The following is a 3,283-nucleotide window of genomic DNA, read 5'->3' as shown; positions in this document are numbered from 1 at the left end:
GGTTCCCAGTCACTTTCGTCGACCCAGGTGCCGTCGGAATCCGGGGGGCTCACCGCACCGCTCCGGTCCGTTGCTCGACCAACTCCCGTAGACCGGTGACCACCTGGACCTCGCTCATCTCGCTGGTGTCCACCACTACCGCGTCGTCGGCGGCGCGTAGCGGTGACACCGCTCGGGTCGAGTCCAGATGATCACGACGGCGCACCTGCGCCAGCACCCGGTCGTAATCATCTGCGCCACCCGCGGCAATATTCTGCTCGTTGCGCCGCCGCGCCCGGGTCTCGGCCGAAGCGGTCAAGAAGATCTTCACGTCGGCGTCGGGCAGCACCACCGTTCCGATGTCGCGGCCCTCGACCACCACGCTGCCGGAGCCGAGGGTTAGGCCACGCTGCAGGCCGACGAGCCGGGTACGTACCACCGGGACCGCCGCCACCGCCGACACCGCGCGGGTAACTTCATCGCCGCGGATCTCGGTCGAGACATCCTCCCTGCCAAGGTAAGCGCGATCTTCGCCGGGGTCACAGCCGACGGAAAGCGAAACCTTTTCTGCAGTGTCCCCGATCGCTTCAGTGTCGCGCAGATCGATCCCGGCCCGCAGCACCGCAAGGGTGACAATTCGGTACATCGCGCCGGTGTCCAGGTAGCGTGCCCCAAGCGCGCATGCCAATTGCCTTGATACCGAGGACTTTCCGGTGCCGGCTGGACCGTCCACCGCGACGACGACGCGCCTCACAGCCCGACCGCCTGGTACAGCTCCCCGACCTCCTTGCGCCCCAGCACCCGAATACTGCCCGGACGCTGCTCCCCCAGCGACACCACACCGATGTCGGTGCGCACCAACTCTTGGACTTCAAAGCCGACCGCGGCCAGCAGCCGGCGCACAATGCGCTTGCGTCCCTCGTGCAGCGTCAGCCGCACCAGTGTCTTACCCGGCACGGCGTCGACCACCGCGAAGTCGTCGACATGGGCTGGGCCGTCGTCGAGTTCGACGCCGCTGCGCAATTGCTTGCCGAGCCCACGCGGCACCGCTCCGCGCACTGTCGCCACATATGTCTTCGGCACCGAATAGGACGGGTGCATCAGCCGGTGTGCCAGCTCGCCATCGTTGGTCAGCAACATCAGCCCCTCGGTGTCGGCGTCCAGGCGCCCCACGTGAAACAGCTTCGTGTTGCCGCGGACCCGATGCTCGATCAGGTCGCCGACGCACGGCCTGCCGCGGTCGTCTGACATCGTCGAGTGCATACCCCGCGGCTTGTTCAACGCCAGATACACCAGCGTGTCGTCGACCGTCACCCGCGCCCCGTCGACGCGGATCACCGCGGCCGTGGGGTCGACCCGGGTGCCCAGCTCGGTGACCGTCCGCCCGTTCACTTCGACGCGGCCGTCGACGATCATCTTCTCGGCAGCTCGCCGCGATGCAATCCCAGCCTGCGACAACACCTTTTGCAACCGGATGCCCCCGGGCTGGCCGGGCTCGGTCATTAGTCGCGGTCCACGTCGAACGACGGCGGTTGATCAAAGACAGCCGCGCCGCCGCCGAGTTTCATGAAACGCGGCTCACTGTCCAGCGACTCGCTGAGATCATCGATCACATCGATATCGGGAAGCAGCGGGGCGATATCGGGCAGATCGGCCAGTGACGACAATCCCAGCCGCTCCAAGAAGAGCTCGGTGGTAGCGAACGTCACCGCGCCGGTGTGCGGGTCGGTACCGGCCTCGGTAATCAGCCCCCGCGCCAGCAGGGTGCGCATCACCGCGTCCACGTTCACCCCGCGCACCGCGCTGACCCGGGCGCGGGTCACCGGCTGGCGGTAGGCGACCACCGCCAGCGTCTCCAACGCGGCGCGGGTCAGCTTCGACCGCGCGCCGTCCAAAAGCAACCGCTCCACATAGGGTGCGAATCGGTTGCGGGTGTACATCCGCCACCCGCCGCCCGCCTCCCGCAGGTCGATGCCGCTGTCCCGTTCGGTCAGTTCGTCGGCCATCCCCCGCAGCTTCGCCGCGATCCGGTACACCGGCTGCTCGGTGGCCGCGGCCAACGCCGCCACGGTGATCGGAGTATCCACCACCAGCAGCAGCGCTTCTAACACCGCGGCCAACTCGGCGTCGTCGAGCTCGGGCGCGGTCGCGACGTCGATACCCGGGCCGGGATCGGGCGCTTCGTCAGTCACGAGAGGGTGTCTGCTTTCATAAGATCTTCATCGGTCGGACGTTCTCCGGTCCACGAAACCTGGAGCACACCAAGCGGTTCTGACTGGTCGAATGCTACCGCCCGGACCCGGTACAGTTCGAGCAGCGCAAGGAAGCGACCGACGATCTCGATCGCCACCCGGCAGTCGGCGACCAGCTCGGCAAACGACGCCCACTGACCGGTCCCCCGGTCCTCCAACAGCGACAGCAGCCGAACGGCCTGCTCGGGCACCGACACCATCACCTCGTGCAGATGCTCGGTGGCCACCGTCGGCACCGGCCGCGGCGTGAACGCGATCGCCGCGATCTGGGCGAATCGGCCGGCGTCGACACCCAGCATCACCTCGGGCAGCAGGTTGGCGAACCGGTCCTCCAGGGACACCGCCCGCGGATAGCTGCGCAGCGCGGCCGCCTCCAACTCCGCGAACATCTCCGCAACGTGCTTGAACGCCCGATACTGCAGCAGCCGCGCGAACAGCAGATCGCGAACCTCCAGCAAAGCCAGGTCCTCTTCGTCCTCGACATGCCCGGCGGGCAGCAGCCGCGCCGCTTTCAGGTCGAGCAGTGTCGCGGCGATCACCAGAAACGCCGTCGTCTCCTCCAGCCCCAGCCGCTGGCCGATCTCCCGGGCGTAGGCGATGAACTCGTCGGTGACCTGGTGCAATGCCACCTCCGTGACGTCGAGGCGATGCGCGAAGATCAGCTGCAGCAGCAGGTCGAACGGTCCCTCGAAATTGGTCAGCCGAACCTGGAAGCCGTTCCGGGCGCCGGCTGACGTATCGGCTGACGTGTCGGCTGACACAGAGTCGTGACTCACGCGCCGAATCGGTCGATGACTTCGCGCGCCACCGCACGATAGGCCTGGGCGCCGCCGGACTTCGGCGCCCAGGTGGTGATGGGCTCTCCGGCGACACTGGTTTCCGGGAAACGCACGGTGCGCGTGATGACCGTGTCGAACACCAGATCGCCGAAGCGTTCCAGCACCCGGGCCATGACCTCGCGGGAGTTGACCGTGCGCGGCTCGTAGCGGGTGACCAGGATGCCGCCGATCGTCAGCTTCGGGTTGAGCCGGTCGCGCACCTTCTCGACGGTG

General features: G+C 67.4%; 5 protein-coding genes. All 5 read right to left on the bottom strand.

All coding sequences use genetic code 11. The features are described from left to right. Positions 1 to 49: 49 nt before the first annotated feature. Positions 50 to 733, bottom strand: coding sequence for a (d)CMP kinase (gene cmk, locus AC2VON_RS14940; RefSeq protein ID WP_486953651.1), 684 nt, complete (start codon positions 731 to 733; stop codon positions 50 to 52). Next, on the bottom strand, positions 730 to 1,482 hold the full coding sequence (locus tag AC2VON_RS14935) for a pseudouridine synthase (RefSeq protein WP_486953650.1): 753 nt from the start codon (positions 1,480 to 1,482) through the stop codon (positions 730 to 732). Before AC2VON_RS14935 ends, cmk begins: the two co-directional genes overlap by 4 nt. After that, complete coding sequence (gene scpB, locus AC2VON_RS14930; protein ID WP_486953649.1) at positions 1,482 to 2,171, bottom strand: SMC-Scp complex subunit ScpB; 690 nt, start codon at positions 2,169 to 2,171, stop codon at positions 1,482 to 1,484. Before scpB ends, AC2VON_RS14935 begins: the two co-directional genes overlap by 1 nt. Then, the gene (locus tag AC2VON_RS14925) at positions 2,168 to 3,007 is read right to left on the bottom strand and encodes a segregation/condensation protein A (protein ID WP_486953648.1); all 840 of its coding nucleotides are present in this window, start codon (positions 3,005 to 3,007) and stop codon (positions 2,168 to 2,170) included. Before AC2VON_RS14925 ends, scpB begins: the two co-directional genes overlap by 4 nt. After that, a partial coding sequence (locus AC2VON_RS14920) for a ParA family protein (protein ID WP_486953647.1) occupies positions 3,004 to 3,283 on the bottom strand: 280 nt, incomplete at its 5' end. The genes AC2VON_RS14920 and AC2VON_RS14925, both read right to left, overlap by 4 nt.

The organism is Mycobacterium sp. TH-M82 (assembly GCF_057473605.1).
This window is presented reverse-complemented; position numbering and strand designations above follow the sequence as displayed.

Excerpts from the sequence above, each read along its gene's own strand:
- AC2VON_RS14935 (WP_486953650.1), bottom strand. The coding sequence starts at position 1,482 with ATGACCGAGCCCGGCCAGCCCGGGGGCATCCGGTTGCAAAAGGTGTTG.